The 15,092-nt window shown below is 37.5% G+C and carries 16 protein-coding genes, 1 tRNA gene, 2 rRNA genes, 1 other RNA gene and 1 other annotated feature; of the genes, 16 read left to right on the forward strand and 4 right to left on the reverse strand.

Translation table 11 applies throughout. From position 1 onward, the window contains the following. Together U860_RS0127435 and rrf are read left to right on the forward strand one after the other, a co-directional pair. Positions 1-163, forward strand: a 23S ribosomal RNA gene (locus U860_RS0127435); the annotation flags it as partial. Between the two features lie 49 nt (positions 164-212). Next, positions 213-328, forward strand: a 5S ribosomal RNA gene (gene rrf, locus U860_RS0127440). A 33-nt stretch (positions 329-361) separates the two neighbouring features. Here the strand turns inward: rrf and U860_RS0127445 are convergent. After that, the gene (locus tag U860_RS0127445; RefSeq protein ID WP_025151038.1) at positions 362-1,363 is read right to left on the reverse strand and encodes a YaaC family protein; all 1,002 of its coding nucleotides are present in this window, start codon (positions 1,361-1,363) and stop codon (positions 362-364) included. 115 nt (positions 1,364-1,478) lie between these two features. On the opposite strand from U860_RS0127445, the gene guaB reads away from it, so the two are divergent. From guaB to U860_RS0127480, 7 genes are all read left to right on the forward strand, one after another. Beyond that, entirely contained in the window at positions 1,479-2,942 is a 1,464-nt protein-coding gene (guaB, locus tag U860_RS0127450) for an IMP dehydrogenase (RefSeq protein ID WP_002174524.1), read from the forward strand. 104 nt (positions 2,943-3,046) lie between these two features. After that, on the forward strand, positions 3,047-4,366 hold the full coding sequence (locus U860_RS0127455; RefSeq protein WP_025151039.1) for a serine hydrolase: 1,320 nt from the start codon (positions 3,047-3,049) through the stop codon (positions 4,364-4,366). 159 nt (positions 4,367-4,525) lie between these two features. Next, complete coding sequence (gene pdxS / locus U860_RS0127460; RefSeq protein WP_000186167.1) at positions 4,526-5,413, forward strand: pyridoxal 5'-phosphate synthase lyase subunit PdxS; 888 nt, start codon at positions 4,526-4,528, stop codon at positions 5,411-5,413. 18 nt (positions 5,414-5,431) lie between these two features. Continuing rightward, on the forward strand, positions 5,432-6,022 hold the full coding sequence (gene pdxT, locus U860_RS0127465) for a pyridoxal 5'-phosphate synthase glutaminase subunit PdxT (RefSeq protein WP_025151040.1): 591 nt from the start codon (positions 5,432-5,434) through the stop codon (positions 6,020-6,022). Between the two features lie 54 nt (positions 6,023-6,076). After that, positions 6,077-6,298 (forward strand) — a binding site (T-box leader). Between the two features lie 51 nt (positions 6,299-6,349). After that, positions 6,350-7,624: a serine--tRNA ligase gene (serS, locus tag U860_RS0127470; RefSeq protein WP_002174527.1), complete on the forward strand. Its 1,275-nt coding sequence runs from the start codon at positions 6,350-6,352 to the stop codon at positions 7,622-7,624. A gap of 154 nt (positions 7,625-7,778) precedes the next feature. Beyond that, positions 7,779-7,871, forward strand: a tRNA-Ser gene (locus tag U860_RS0127475). Positions 7,872-8,037: 166 nt separating this feature from the next. Continuing rightward, a complete protein-coding gene (locus U860_RS0127480) occupies positions 8,038-8,430 on the forward strand; it encodes a DUF3797 domain-containing protein (RefSeq protein ID WP_025151041.1) in 393 nt (130 codons plus the stop codon). Positions 8,431-8,465: 35 nt separating this feature from the next. Here U860_RS0127480 and U860_RS0127485 read toward each other — a convergent pair whose 3' ends face one another. The 3 genes from U860_RS0127485 to U860_RS0127495 all read right to left on the reverse strand — a co-directional run bounded on the left by U860_RS0127485 (position 8,466) and on the right by U860_RS0127495 (position 10,435). Then, positions 8,466-9,134 (reverse strand): deoxynucleoside kinase, encoded by a 669-nt coding sequence (locus U860_RS0127485; RefSeq protein ID WP_002174529.1) that lies wholly within the window; start codon positions 9,132-9,134, stop codon positions 8,466-8,468. A 2-nt stretch (positions 9,135-9,136) separates the two neighbouring features. Next, a complete protein-coding gene (locus U860_RS0127490) occupies positions 9,137-9,772 on the reverse strand; it encodes a deoxynucleoside kinase (RefSeq protein WP_025151042.1) in 636 nt (211 codons plus the stop codon). Between the two features lie 123 nt (positions 9,773-9,895). Then, entirely contained in the window at positions 9,896-10,435 is a 540-nt protein-coding gene (locus U860_RS0127495) for an isochorismatase family cysteine hydrolase (protein ID WP_025151043.1), read from the reverse strand. 108 nt (positions 10,436-10,543) lie between these two features. Here U860_RS0127495 and tadA point away from each other — a divergent pair, with 108 nt between their 5' ends. From tadA to U860_RS0127525, 7 genes are all read left to right on the forward strand, one after another. Next, entirely contained in the window at positions 10,544-11,038 is a 495-nt protein-coding gene (tadA, locus tag U860_RS0127500) for a tRNA adenosine(34) deaminase TadA (protein ID WP_002174532.1), read from the forward strand. Between the two features lie 78 nt (positions 11,039-11,116). Next, positions 11,117-11,381, forward strand: an RNA gene (gene ffs, locus U860_RS34375) — signal recognition particle sRNA large type. A gap of 132 nt (positions 11,382-11,513) precedes the next feature. After that, complete coding sequence (gene dnaX, locus U860_RS0127505) at positions 11,514-13,202, forward strand: DNA polymerase III subunit gamma/tau (protein WP_025151044.1); 1,689 nt, start codon at positions 11,514-11,516, stop codon at positions 13,200-13,202. Positions 13,203-13,227: 25 nt separating this feature from the next. Further along, a complete protein-coding gene (locus U860_RS0127510) occupies positions 13,228-13,554 on the forward strand; it encodes a YbaB/EbfC family nucleoid-associated protein (RefSeq protein ID WP_176547754.1) in 327 nt (108 codons plus the stop codon). A gap of 14 nt (positions 13,555-13,568) precedes the next feature. Then, positions 13,569-14,165 carry a recombination protein RecR gene (gene recR / locus U860_RS0127515; RefSeq protein ID WP_025151045.1) on the forward strand — a complete coding sequence of 199 codons (597 nt, stop codon included), beginning with the start codon at positions 13,569-13,571 and terminating at the stop codon, positions 14,163-14,165. Positions 14,166-14,179: 14 nt separating this feature from the next. Continuing rightward, positions 14,180-14,401: a YaaL family protein gene (locus tag U860_RS0127520; RefSeq protein ID WP_002009631.1), complete on the forward strand. Its 222-nt coding sequence runs from the start codon at positions 14,180-14,182 to the stop codon at positions 14,399-14,401. A gap of 266 nt (positions 14,402-14,667) precedes the next feature. Then, complete coding sequence (locus tag U860_RS0127525; protein WP_002174535.1) at positions 14,668-14,937, forward strand: pro-sigmaK processing inhibitor BofA family protein; 270 nt, start codon at positions 14,668-14,670, stop codon at positions 14,935-14,937. The last annotated feature ends 155 nt before the right edge of the window (positions 14,938-15,092 follow it).

Genomic DNA, 15,092 nt, shown 5'->3' on the forward strand with positions numbered 1-15,092 from the left:
GATAAGTGCTGAAAGCATCTAAGCATGAAGCCCCCCTCAAGATGAGATTTCCCATAGCGTAAGCTAGTAAGATCCCTGAAAGATGATCAGGTTGATAGGTTCGAGGTGGAAGCATGGTGACATGTGGAGCTGACGAATACTAATAGATCGAGGACTTAACCATATAATATGTAGCAAATGTTATCTAGTTTTGAAGGAATATGCCTTCATAGTTTGGTGATGATGGCAGAGAGGTCACACCCGTTCCCATACCGAACACGGAAGTTAAGCTCTCTAGCGCCGATGGTAGTTGGGACCTTGTCCCTGTGAGAGTAGGACGTCGCCAAGCAACTAAAACACGAGTCATTTGACTCGTGTTTTTTTATTTCCCATGAAATAGGCTAGATTCCGTTAATAAAAATGTCGAAATATAGTAAGGGATCTTTTGAGCAGAAATATTGAGAAATTGATAAATGAATGGATAATCTTCGGAGTTGTAGCTTCCAAGTAAGTCATACCACCAATCAGTTTCATACCTAGAAATCATGCTTAAATTATAGAGCAATAAGTAATGAACAAGGAGTTCAGGTAATACTGGCTTAGGATTTCTAGGATCGCTCGTAAGTGGTAAATAATAAGTATCAGTAAGATGCTCGTAGTATAAAGGGGTACTATACATAGGATTCCATGATTGAATGGGCGCTGTAAAAAGCACATTCGACTCATTAGTTTTCCCAGGTACATGTTGTATTGATAAATGCTTACAAGCTGTTTCAATGTAACGAGAAAACCTCTCCTTGGTCATATGTAGTCGATCTAGTATATTGACTGGAAAGGAGAGTTCATTTTTATTTGGTGAATCGATCTTATATAATGTTGTTCCTTTTTGACTATAGCGAAATAAATTTTGTAACTCAGGGATTTTCCCCATTAGCTCTAACATGTTAAATTTTTCTGCTTCCAAGTGTTTCATGTGAAACACTCGTTCTGCGGTATGAGAAAACAATCCATTTTTCTGTATTTTTACCTCATCTTCTAAAAATTGATACCCTTGTTTTTTTCTTTTACGTGTTGTAACTCCATGCGCTAAAACTGTCGTTGATTCTGGATAGTTTGGATCAATAGTTAACAAACAAGCTTTAAAAAGCTGGCTCATTCCATAAAACAACAACATTGGCTGAATGGAGAAGGGGGCTGTCTTATATAATTCATAATAATTTTTCCCATGTTCTAAGTAATAAATAAAGGGATAACAATTTTCAAAACTTTTTTTTTCAGCATCTTGAATTGAGGATTTTTCGTAACAACGGGCAAGATAACGTTGTACATTTTGAGATGAAAAAAAGAAACTTAAGTGCTGCCAAATGCAAGGTGTATGATGCATATATTACGCTCCTTTTATTGTCTAAAAATTCTAACATTTATATACTTTCTTGACAGTATTTTAACCAATTGATAAGCTACTAATAATAATTTCTGGTATCATGGGGGGAACAATTATGTGGGAATCTAAATTTGTTAAAGAAGGTTTGACTTTTGATGATGTATTACTTGTACCAGCAAAGTCAGATATATTACCAAGAGAAGTAAGTGTTAAAACAGTTTTATCTGAAAGCTTACAGCTAAACATCCCGTTAATTAGTGCAGGAATGGATACAGTCACAGAGGCTGACATGGCTATTGCGATGGCTCGCCAAGGCGGTTTAGGAATCATTCATAAGAATATGTCTATCGAGCAACAGGCAGAGCAAGTTGATAAAGTAAAGCGCTCTGAAAGCGGCGTTATTTCAGATCCTTTCTTCTTAACTCCAGAACATCAAGTATTTGATGCAGAACATCTTATGGGAAAATATCGTATCTCAGGTGTGCCAGTTGTAAATAATTTAGATGAGCGAAAATTAGTTGGTATTATTACAAACCGTGATATGCGTTTCATCCAAGACTACTCAATCAAAATTTCTGACGTAATGACAAAAGAAAAGTTAATTACAGCTCCAGTTGGTACTACACTGGAAGAAGCTGAAAAGATCCTACAAAAGTATAAAATTGAAAAGCTCCCTCTTGTTGATAACAACGGTGTATTACAAGGGCTTATTACAATAAAAGATATTGAAAAAGTAATTGAATTCCCAAACTCTGCTAAGGATAAGCAAGGACGCTTATTAGTCGGAGCAGCAGTTGGTGTAACGGCTGATGCAATGCTTCGTATCGACGCATTAGTAAAAGCGAGCGTAGATGCAATTGTACTTGATACAGCTCACGGGCATTCTCAAGGTGTTATTGAAAAAGTAAAAGAAGTTCGTGCGAAATATCCAGCACTAAACATTATCGCTGGAAATGTTGCGACAGCTGAAGCGACGAAAGCATTAATCGAAGCCGGTGCAAATGTAGTGAAAGTTGGTATTGGGCCAGGTTCTATTTGTACAACGCGTGTTGTAGCTGGAGTTGGTGTACCACAATTAACAGCAGTTTATGATTGTGCAACTGAAGCTCGTAAACACGGCATTCCCGTTATTGCTGATGGCGGTGTTAAGTACTCTGGTGATATGGTTAAAGCTTTAGCAGCAGGAGCACACGTTGTTATGCTAGGTAGTATGTTTGCTGGTGTAGCTGAAAGCCCTGGAGAAACTGAAATTTACCAAGGTCGTCAATTTAAAGTATATCGTGGTATGGGTTCTGTTGGAGCAATGGAAAAAGGAAGTAAAGATCGCTACTTCCAAGAAGGAAACAAAAAACTTGTTCCAGAAGGTATTGAAGGACGAGTACCATATAAAGGACCTTTAGCAGATACAGTTCATCAATTAGTTGGTGGATTACGTGCAGGTATGGGATACTGCGGAGCACAGGATTTAGAATTCTTACGTGAGAATGCGCAATTCATTCGTATGTCGGGTGCTGGGTTACGTGAAAGCCATCCTCATCACGTACAGATTACAAAAGAGGCTCCAAACTACTCATTATAATGTCTTATATGTAAATAGACGGAGATTTGATATCTCTGTCTATTTTTTTTTGATTATGTTAGAATAACGGTTATGTGAGTACATAGATATTGGGGGTAGCAAAAGTGAAAGGTATGTTTTGCAAAAGATTCATTGCGTTGGTAACAGTGCTTACACTAGCTTGTAGCATGTTTGTACCATATGGCAATGCATCAGCAGAAACAGGAGCCGCTTTAAACATTGAAGCAGGTGCGGCAATTTTAGTAGAAGCGAATTCTGGGAAGATTTTATATCAAAAAAATGCTGACGAATTACTGGCAATTGCTAGTATGACAAAGATGATGAGTGAATACTTAGTGAATGAGGCGGTAGCAAAAGGGAAACTGAAGTGGGACCAAAAAGTTAAAGTTTCTGAATATGCGCATAAAATTTCACAAGATCGTTCATTATCAAATGTTCCTCTAGAAAACGGTGGTTCCTATACGGTAAAAGAACTGTATGAAGCGATGGCAATTTATTCTGCTAATGGAGCGACAATTGCTTTAGCTGAAGCAGTAGCAGGAAAAGAAGTAGATTTTGTAAAAATGATGAACGATAAGTCAAAAGAGTTTGGATTAAAAAATTATAAATTCGTAAACTCTACGGGCTTAACGAACAAAGATTTAAAAGGACAACATCCTGAAGGGACAACTCCTGACGAAGAAAATAAAATGTCTGCAAGAGATGTTGCGATTTTAGCACAACATCTTATCCAAGATTTTCCGAAAACATTAGATACAGCAAAAATCCCAAAAATGACATTCCAAAAGGGTGGTAAGTATCCAATTGATATGGCTAACTGGAATTGGATGTTAAAAGGATTAATTAAGGAATATGAAGGTGTAGATGGTCTGAAAACAGGATCCACTCCAGAAGCAGGAGATTGTTTTACTGGTACAGCAGAAAGAAATGGCATGCGTTTAATTTCTGTAGTAATTAAAACAAATTCTCATACAGCACGTTTTGATGAAACGAAAAAATTATATGATTACGGATTTACAAACTTTGAAGTGAAGAAGGCTTATGCAAAAGATTCAGCAGTAAAAGGACAAGAAACTGTACGAGTTGAAAATGCAAAAGAAAAAGATGTAGCGGTTCAAACGAAACAAGCTATTTCCCTTCCAATGCCAAAAGGAAGTAAAGACGTTTATAAAACAGAATTTAAAGTAATAAATAAAGAACAAGAAGCACCTATTAAAAAAGGTGTGGCAATTAGTCAAATGATTATATCGCCGAAAGATAGCAATGACCCTGGATTTTTATCAGGTAAATCATTACAAGTAGACCTTGTAACGAAATCTGAAGTAGAAGAAGCGGGCTGGTTCACACGTTCTATGCGCGGAATTGGTTCTTTCTTTAGTGGTATGTGGAATGGTGCTGTTGATACAGTAAAAGGTTGGTTTTAAAAGCTCCTCATTGTAGGAGCTTTTTTTTATTCCTATTTTTCATACCGACTTTATGAAAAAGTAGTAGACAAGCATTAGATAGTTAATGGTAGAATGTAAGAGTATTCTTAATTTTCTCCTTTAACGGGGGAAAGCAATCACCTAGGGGGGTTTTTGTACATGACAAATGTAACAGGGACAGAACGTGTAAAACGTGGAATGGCAGAAATGCAAAAAGGCGGCGTTATTATGGACGTAGTTAACGCTGAACAAGCAAGGATTGCAGAAGAGGCAGGCGCAGTTGCTGTTATGGCATTAGAGCGTGTACCTGCAGATATTCGTGCAGCAGGTGGCGTTGCTCGTATGGCGGACCCAACAATTGTTGAAGAAGTTATGGGTGCTGTGTCAATTCCGGTTATGGCAAAATGTCGTATCGGTCACCTTGTAGAAGCACGTGTATTAGAATCATTAGGGGTAGACTATATCGATGAGAGTGAAGTATTAACTCCTGCTGATGAAGTATACCATTTAAATAAACGTGATTACACAGTTCCATTTGTATGTGGTTGCCGTGATATCGGAGAAGCTGCACGTCGTATTGCAGAAGGTGCATCTATGCTTCGTACAAAAGGTGAACCTGGAACAGGAAACATTGTAGAGGCAGTGCGTCATATGCGCCAAGTCAATGCAGAAATCCGTCAAGTTGCAAGTCTACGTGAAGATGAGTTAATGACATATGCAAAAAATACTGGTGCTCCTTATGAAGTGCTACTTGAAATTAAACGCCTTGGCCGTTTACCAGTTGTAAACTTTGCAGCAGGTGGTGTAGCAACACCAGCGGATGCAGCGTTAATGATGCAACTTGGTGCTGATGGTGTATTTGTTGGATCTGGTATCTTCAAATCAGAGAACCCAGAGAAATTTGCACGTGCAATCGTTGAAGCAACGACTCATTATGAAGATTACGAACTAATTGCAAGCCTTTCTAAAGGATTAGGTACTGCAATGAAAGGTGTCGAAATTTCAACGTTATTACCAGAACAACGCATGCAAGAGCGTGGATGGTAATTAAAGGAGATCTTTAAAATGGTGAAAATCGGTGTACTAGGTCTTCAAGGTGCAGTTCGTGAGCATGTAAAATCAGTTGAAGCAAGTGGTGCAGAAGCTGTTGTTGTAAAGCGTATAGAACAACTTGAAGAGATTGATGGTCTTATTTTACCAGGCGGTGAAAGTACAACAATGCGCCGTCTTATTGATAAGTATGCTTTCATGGAACCTCTTCGTACATTTGCGAAGTCTGGTAAACCAATGTTTGGTACATGTGCAGGTATGATTCTTCTTGCGAAAACACTTATTGGCTATGAAGAAGCGCATATTGGTGCTATGGATATTACAGTTGAGCGCAATGCGTTCGGGCGCCAAAAAGATAGTTTTGAAGCCGCACTTTCAATTACGGGTGTGGGAGAAGACTTCGTTGGTGTATTTATCCGTGCTCCGTATGTTGTAAATGTAGCTGATGATGTTGAAGTACTTTCTACGCATGGCGATCGAATGGTAGCGGTAAGGCAAGGGCCATTTTTAGCTGCTTCTTTCCATCCGGAATTAACGGACGATCATCGTGTAACAGCATACTTTGTAGAAATGGTAAAAGAGGCAAAAATGAAAAAAGTTGTATAAGTAACTTGCAACTTGTATAAGATTATAGTAAATTGATGGTAACAATTTTATAAAATAAGCGTGTTGATAGGAAATAGTAACAAATGACGTTTCTTATAGAGAGTCGATGGTTGGTGGAAATCGATAGAAACAGTTTGTGAATCCATCCTGGAATGGAATGTGGAATATCTTTATGATTAGTAAGCATTCCCGGTGAAGAGCCGTTATTTCTACTTGAGAGGAAAGCGGTAATGCTTTCAACTAGGGTGGCAACGCGGGTTAACTCCCGTCCCTGTTTATAGGGACGGGAGTTTTTTGTGTTTTATAAAATAAAAGGAGGAGTATATAATGCTTGATATTAAATTTTTACGTACGAATTTTGAAGAAGTAAAAGCAAAATTACAGCATAGAGGCGAAGATTTAACGGATTTTGGTCGCTTTGAAGAACTTGATACGAGAAGAAGAGAGTTACTTGTTCAAACAGAAGAACTAAAAAGTAAACGTAACGAAGTATCTCAGCAAATTTCAGTATTAAAACGCGAAAAGAAAGACGCGGAAGCTTTAATTCTAGAAATGCGTGAAGTTGGAGAAAAAGTAAAAGATCTTGATAATGAGCTTCGTACAGTTGAAGAAGATTTAGAAAGATTAATGTTATCTATTCCAAATATCCCTCATGAATCTGCTCCAGTAGGTGAAACAGAGGATGATAACGTAGTAGCACGTACTTGGGGAGATGTGAAAGAATTTACTTTTGAACCAAAACCACATTGGGATCTTGCTACAGATTTAGGGATTTTAGATTTTGAGCGTGCTGGGAAAGTAACAGGAAGCCGATTTGTATTTTACAAAGGTGCTGGTGCAAGATTAGAACGTGCTTTAATTAGTTTCATGCTTGACCTTCACACTGACGAGCATGGATATGAGGAAGTATTACCTCCTTATATGGTAAATCGTGCAAGTATGACGGGAACAGGGCAACTTCCGAAATTTGAAGAAGATGCATTCCGCATTGAAAGCGAAGATTATTTCTTAATCCCTACAGCTGAAGTACCTGTAACGAATATGCATCGTGATGAGATTTTAAGTAAAGAGCAATTACCGATACGATATGCTGCATTTAGCTCATGTTTCCGTTCTGAAGCGGGTTCAGCTGGTCGCGATACACGCGGTTTAATTCGCCAACATCAATTTAATAAAGTTGAACTTGTGAAGTTCGTGAAACCAGAAGATTCTTACGAAGAGTTAGAAAAATTAACAAATGATGCAGAGCGCGTGTTACAATTATTAGAGTTGCCATATCGCGTTATGAGCATGTGCACAGGAGATTTAGGATTTACAGCAGCGAAGAAATACGATATTGAAGTATGGATTCCGAGCTATGGTACATATCGTGAAATTTCTTCTTGTAGTAATTTTGAAGCTTTCCAAGCGAGACGTGCAAATATCCGTTTCCGTCGTGAGCCAAATGGCAAACCAGAACATGTTCATACATTAAATGGATCTGGTCTTGCGATTGGGCGTACGGTGGCAGCTATTTTAGAGAACTACCAACAAGAAGATGGTACAATTATAATTCCAGAAGTTCTTCGCCCTTATATGGGAGGAAAAACAGTTATTAAATAAATTTAAACATTCATCGGTATGAGTGATTGGTAATTATGAGCGTTGTCAGTAGTGTAATGAAGGAGAGGGAAAGTGAAATTTTCCTTTCCTCATAATTTATCATAGCAGGGTTGACTAACTGTTTTTCTTTTGATATTATATTTGATGTCAATATGGAGGTATACCCAAGTCTGGCTGAAGGGATCGGTCTTGAAAACCGACAGGCGGCGAGAGTCGCGCGGGGGTTCGAATCCCTCTACCTCCTCCAGATATAATTGACAACAGCGCATATAAGTGGAGATTGGAGAACTCGTTACCAACACGTAACGAGTTTTTATTTTAAAACCAATCATAAAGTATGATGTAAGGACATAATGTCCTTATTACACACTCATATTCCGATGATTATCTTCATAGATATGAAAGGAGTCAACATGGATCTTATTATACAAACGTTTCCTTTAGATGGAAAAACTTTATATTATGTACAATGTCCTGTCTGTAAGAACAATAGAATTTTAAACAGTGGTGCAAATGTATCGCGCATTATAAGCGATGATACATTCCGTAAACTTTGTGGTTGCACTTGTGATGTAAAGCAAGCTGCGACAAAAGTAGAGGCGCCAAAAAAGGTTGAAAAACCAGCTGTAAAGAAAGAAGCAGCTCCAAAACGTACAGGTAAAGTATTAACAGCAGTGATTAACGGGAAAGAAATGACTGTTAAAGAGATTGCTGAAACATATGACATTAGTACAAGTACTGTTCGTCAGCGTATTAACGCTGGAAAACCTGAGAGTGAAATTATTGCTCCAACAAAGAAGAAGTAATTTAATAGGAAAACCCGTGCATATGCACGGGTTTTTTATTTTACAAGTTTACGTGTTTGTTTTAAAAAATGCCCAATTTTTTTAATGATTGGTTCGATTGAGTCCCCATCTTTTAAAATATCGTACTCATTAATATTTAAGCGTAAAACAGGGCATGAATTAAAGTTATTAATCCAGTTCTCATAACGTCCGTGCATCTCTTTCCAATACTCAATTGGTGTTTGTTGTTCCATTGGACGTCCTCGTTCTTGAATACGATCGACAATATCATCGAAAGAACCTTCTAAGTAAATTAATAAGTCTGGATGAGGGAAGTAAGGAGTCATGACCATAGCATCAAATAAACCTTTGTATGTTTCATAATCAGTTTCTGTCATTGTACCCTTTTCGTGATGCATTTTTGCGAAAATGCCAGTGTCCTCATAGATAGAACGGTCTTGAACAAAACCGCCACCATATTCGAAAATTCTTTTTTGTTCTTTAAATCGTTCTGCTAAAAAGTACACCTGTAAGTGAAAGCTCCAGCGTGTGAAATCAGCATAGAACTTGTCCAAATATGGATTGGAATCTACTTTTTCAAAAGATGTACGATAACCTAAAGCGTTAGCTAATGCAGTCGTCATAGTTGATTTACCGACACCTACTGTTCCAGCAATAGTGATAACTGCGTCATTTGGTATATCATATTTTTGCCTAAAATTCATTATTATTTCGACTCCTTCAAGAGAGTATTTTGAAGAGTGGATAAGATGACATTTAAATCATCAGGATTTCTTACAAAATCCATATCGTCTCCGTTAAACTTCAATACTGGAATATCTGGATGATCATTTTTGAAAGCATCCATTGCTGTTTCGTAATCTTTTGTAAGCTGTAGTAAGTAATTTGGATCCATATTTTTTTCGAATTCTCTTCCGCGCATTGCAATTCGTTTTTGTAATGTTTCTAGGCTCGCTGTTAAATAAACTATGACGTTTGGCACAGGCATATCTTGTGTAAGGATACGATAAATTTGCATGTACTTGTCATATTGAGAATCTTTTAATGTACGGGATGCAAAAATTAAATTTTTAAATATGTGATAATCTGCTACTACTGGCTTCCTTTGATTCAAATACTTTATGTTAATATCCTCTAGTTGTTTGTATCTATTGCAAAGAAAGAACATCTCTGTTTGAAAACTCCATTCATCGATGTCTTCATAAAACTTTCCTAAAAAAGGATTTTCATCAACAATCTCTTTTAGTAAGTGGAGTTGCATGTGAGTTGAAATTTCCTTCGCAAGTGAGGTTTTTCCAACACCAATTGGTCCTTCAACCGTGATAAATGGTACTCCGGTCACGCTGTTTCCTCCTTTCAATCAGTGATTTACCGTGACTACTAAAAACACAAAACAGAATTATTGTAGCACAAGAGGGAAGCGAGCGGACTAATTTGATATAAAAAGTTAGAAAATAGATATGTATTAACTAAATTTTAGTTGAGATGATGGTGCAATATTTGCCTTTAATGTGGCCTCCATTATTTTTAAAGCATGTACATTATCTTGATCACTGTTAGAGGCAATGCAATCCTGTGGTACATAAAGTGTATAATTTCTCATATGAGCATCATTAGCTGTAAAAAGGATACATATATTCCCAGCGATTCCTGTTAAAATGAGGTTTTCGATTTTTAAATAACCTAATAAAGAATTTAAAGGTGTTTCATAAAAAGCGGAGTAATGTGGTTTAATAAAAATATAATCGTCAGTACTTGGAGCAATGGCCTGAATAATATTTTCACTATACTCATTTGTACAATGAGTAATGAGTTGATCAATATCAGATCTCCAAAGTTGATAATGGTCATTAACATAAATTACGGGGTAGTCTAATGACTTCATCGTTTCTTTTAATTGTAAAATGGGATTCTTTATGGTTTCGCATTTTTGTGCTAGGGTGGGTCCGTGAGAAAATTGAAAATCATTAATCATATCGATGATGAGCAAGGCTGTATTTTTCATATGTAATTCCCTCTCTTTTTTCTTTAGGGTGGATTGAATTTGTAAAAGTTATCCCACCTGTAGGAAATGAAAAGAAGTGTATTTTATTTTGGGTGAAAGGACTATATTATGGAACAAGATATTTATTTTATGCAAATAGCAATAGAAGAAGCTAAGAAGGCAGAGGCAATACAAGAAGTACCGATTGGTGCTGTTATTGTGCTAGACGGTGAAGTGATTAGCGTCGCGCATAACTTAAGAGAAACAGAGCAAAGGTCTATAGCTCACGCCGAACTTTTAGCTATAGATGAAGCTTGCAAAAAATTAGGGACATGGCGTTTAGAAGATGCAACGTTATATGTAACATTAGAGCCTTGTCCAATGTGTGCAGGCGGAATTGTTTTATCTCGCGTAAAACGTGTTGTATATGGTGCAAGCGACCCAAAGGGTGGATGTGCAGGTACATTAATGAATCTTTTAACTGATGAGCGCTTTAATCATCAATGTGAAGTAGTAGCTGGTGTACTAGAAGAAGAATGTGGTACATTGTTAACAACTTTTTTTAGGGAGCTTCGTAAGAAGAGAAAAGAAACGAAAAAACTAGAGAAAAGTAATGAGAACTAACGCATTTGCATTTTGTAAAAAAACAAGTTATACTGAGAATGCCTTATTAAAGGCAACCGAATATTGGTTTTAACTTTGCCGTGCTAAGCGGGGAGGTAGCGGTGCCCTATACTCGCAATCCGCTCTAGCGAGGCCGAATCCCTTCTCGAGGTTATGTTGCTGTAAGGTCTGCCTTAAGTAAGTGGTGTTGACGTTTGGGTCCTGCGCAACGGGACCCCGTGAACCTTGTCAGGTCCGGAAGGAAGCAGCAATAAGCGGGTCTTCTCGTGTGCCGCAGGAGTGCCTGAACCGAGCTAACTGCTTAAGTAACGCTTATGGTACGTAATCGACAGAAGGTGCACGGCAGTTATATATGTATACAAAACTCACCTTTATATTAAGGTGGGTTTTTTGTATGGAAAATAACTTTTGGAATCTATAAACAGAATGGGTTATAATAAATGAGATAATAACCTTTGAGGGAGGCCGTATTTTCGTGTCATACCAAGCGTTATACCGAACATGGAGACCGCAAAAGTTCGAAGATGTAGTCGGTCAAAAGCACGTGACAAAAACGTTGCAAAATGCCCTTCTTCAAGAGAAAGCTTCACATGCTTATTTATTTTCTGGTCCGAGGGGAACAGGGAAAACGACAATTGCAAAAGTATTTGCAAAAGCAATTAACTGTGAACATGCTCCGGTAGCTGAACCTTGTAATGAATGTCCTTCTTGTTTAGGAATCACACAAGGGTCTATTTCAGATGTATTAGAAATTGATGCGGCTTCAAATAACGGTGTAGATGAAATTCGAGATATAAGAGATAAAGTAAAATATGCTCCAAGTGCTGTAGGATATAAAGTATACATTATTGATGAAGTTCATATGCTTTCTATGGGTGCCTTTAATGCGCTTTTGAAAACTTTAGAAGAGCCGCCAGGACATGTTATTTTTATTTTGGCGACAACAGAGCCGCATAAGATTCCAGCTACGATTATTTCACGTTGTCAGCGTTTTGAATTTCGAAAGATATCAGTAAATGATATCGTTGAGAGGTTATCGACGGTCGTGACAAGTGAAGGTACGCAAGTAGAAGATGAAGCGCTACAAATCGTCGCACGTGCCGCTGAAGGTGGTATGCGTGATGCACTCAGTCTTATCGATCAAGCAATTTCTTATAGTGATGAGACGGTGACGAGTGAAGACGTTTTAGCTGTAACAGGCTCTGTATCTCAGCGATATTTAGGTAACCTAGTAGAATGTATACGTGAAAATGATGTATCAAGAGCGTTACGTATTATAGATGAGATGATGAGTAAAGGGAAAGATCCAGTTCGCTTTATGGAGGATTTCATTTACTATTATCGTGATATGCTTTTATATCAAACTTCACCACAATTAGAACATATGTTGGAACGGGTAATTGTAGATGATCAATTCCGTACGTTAAGTGAAGAAATGCAGCCGGAAGTAATCTATGAAATTATTCATACACTTAGTAAGGGACAACAGGAGATGAAGTGGACAAACCATCCACGAATTTTCTTAGAAGTGGTTATGGTGCAACTGTGTCAGCAGTTTATGATGCAAGCAAACGGTACAGATCGTTTACAAGCGATTATGAACAGGATGCAGCAACTGGAGAAAGAGTTAGAACAAGTTAAAAAGAATGGTGTGCCCGCTGGTGTGCAGCCGGAAGTAAGAGAGACGCGTGCAACACCAAAACCAGTACGAACAGGAAGTATGAAAATTCCTGTCGGACGTGTGAATGAAGTGTTAAAGCAAGCGAAGCGTCAAGATTTAGAACAGTTAAAAGCTGTATGGGGTGAGTTGTTAGGAAGGCTCAAGTCTCATAACAAAGTGGCGTTTGCTGTTTTATTAGAAAATAGTGAACCAGTAGCGGCTTCAGATGATACCTATGTGTTAGCATTTCAATATGAGATTCATTGTAAAATGGCTAGTGAAAATCGAGAAGCGATGGATACATTGGAACAAACTCTTTTTGAATTGCTAAGTAAAAGGTTAAATATGATTGCTATCCCGAAAAGTGAATGGGGTAAAATTCGTGAAGACTTTTTACAACGCGAAGGTGGGAATTCTGAAGAAAGTCCAGAACAAAAAGAAGATCCTCTTATAGAAGAGGCTGTAAAATTAGTAGGGCAAGAACTTATTGAAATAAAAGAGTAATAATAATTAGGAGGAATTAATTATGATGCGTGGCGGAATGGGAAATATGAATAATATGATGAAACAAATGCAAAAGATGCAAAAGGACATGGCAAAAGCACAAGAAGAGCTTGGCGACAAAACAGTTGAAGGTACAGCTGGTGGCGGAATGATTACTGTTATTGCAAATGGTCATAAGCAAGTTCTTGAAGTGAAAATTAAAGAAGAAGTTGTAGATCCAGAAGATATCGAAATGTTACAAGACTTAGTATTGGCTGCAACGAATGATGCACTTAAAAAGGCTGAGGAACTTTCAAATTCTACAATGGGTAAATTTACAAAAGGCTTAAACTTACCAGGTGGAATGTTCTAGGAGGATATTGAAGTATGCATTATCCAGAACCGATATCAAAATTAATCGATAGTTTTATGAAATTGCCAGGAATCGGACCGAAAACAGCGGTTCGACTGGCATTCTTCGTATTAGATATGAAAGAAGATGATGTGTTAGGTTTTGCAAAAGCACTTGTGAATGCGAAGCGAGATTTAGCGTACTGTTCTGTATGCGGGCATATCACTGACCGCGATCCTTGTTATATTTGTGACGATTCGCATAGAGATCAATCGGTTATTTGTGTAGTACAAGAGCCGAAAGATGTAATTGCGATGGAAAAAATGAAAGAATATCAAGGTGTATATCATGTTTTACGTGGTGCGATTTCGCCAATGGAGGGAATTGGACCTGAGGATATTAATATCCCGCAGTTATTGAAGAGACTGCAAGATGAAACAGTACAAGAAGTGATATTAGCAACAAACCCTAATATTGAAGGGGAAGCTACAGCGATGTACATATCCCGCCTCTTAAAGCCAACGGGTATTAAAGTAACTCGTATTGCACATGGTCTGCCAGTTGGTGGAGATTTAGAATATGCAGATGAAGTAACGTTATCGAAAGCTTTAGAAGGCCGTAGAGAGGTATAAGAGGAGAAACAAAAATGTTCTTTCAAAAAAAGGGTAAGCTGCGTAAAGAGTATGATGATAAGTTAATTGTATTATTAGAAAAAGTGAAGAATGAATGGTTACGTCAGAAGAGACTAGTTGAACAAAGTGTTGAACCATCTCAAGATGTACTTTGTTCTTTAAAAATAGCAGAGGCGAAGTATTTTTTCTTGTTAAAAGAAGCGAAGCGTCGTCCTGTGAAGATGGAACAATGGTAAAAGGTCCTGCTTATTAAAGCAGGACCTTTTGCTTTTGATCGATCTATTTGGAAACAAAGGTCCTGCTTTACTTTGGAAATATAAAGAGGTGAAAGAGAGGGTGGGAATAGAATCAGTTGTATATAGTTGATGGTCAGTACGGAGAAGAACTATTACTGATTAAAAGTAATAAAGATGAAGTGATAGGAGTTATGTTGTAGATGTTCTTTTTTATTGTCTTGTCCCATACAAATAGATATGTATAGGTCATTCATAAGGAGGAAAAAATGAATTCTACAATTATTATTGTTGGTATTCTTGCTTTGGTTTTTATTTTTCTTGTTTTTGGTGTTTCTGCTAAACCAATACGTTTTATAGGAAAAGCACTCTTTCATGTTACTTTAGGTATAGCGTTATTATTTATTGTGAATGTTGCGGGGGCATATTTTGATTTTCATATTCCAATTAATATAGGCACAGCTACAGTATCAAGTTTATTAGGGATGCCAGGTGTTGCTGCATTAGTGATTATTAAGCTATATATAATGCCAAGATAAAATTATTTTGGCATTTTTTTAAAAAGCGTTGACTTATCGGTTGTTAATATGGTAAATTAATAAGCGTCGTCAGCAACGACAGAAAAAAAGTTGTTGACAGATTTAACTCGAAATGTTAAATTATAAAAGTCGCCGAAACGCGATGTTGAACTTTG

It is taken from the genome of Bacillus sp. H1a, assembly GCF_000633475.1.
In the GTDB taxonomy this organism is placed as follows: domain Bacteria; phylum Bacillota; class Bacilli; order Bacillales; family Bacillaceae_G; genus Bacillus_A; species Bacillus_A paramycoides.